1 rRNA gene is annotated in these 202 nt (G+C 42.6%); it reads left to right on the top strand.

Going from position 1 to position 202, the window contains the following annotated elements:
* Positions 1-117 precede the first annotated feature (117 nt).
* Positions 118-202 (top strand): 5S ribosomal RNA (gene rrf, locus H4J69_RS19880); the annotation flags it as partial.

Here is a 202-nt window from a genome sequence, read left to right as displayed (position 1 = left end):
CGAAGTGTTTGTAGAAGACTGACAGAATAACTTCACGCACTATAATGAATTGAATAAGATACGCTTTTATATTTATAGCTCTAGCGAGCAACAGCTTTCAAGATTGTAACCTTTTTGTCTAGCGACAATAGCACTGTGGCACCACCTGATCCCATTCCGAACTCAGAAGTGAAACGCAGTAGCGCCGATGGTAGTGTGGGAG

The organism is Colwellia sp. BRX10-9, assembly GCF_014077405.1.
Lineage (GTDB): Bacteria > Pseudomonadota > Gammaproteobacteria > Enterobacterales > Alteromonadaceae > Colwellia_A.
This window is presented reverse-complemented; position numbering and strand designations above follow the sequence as displayed.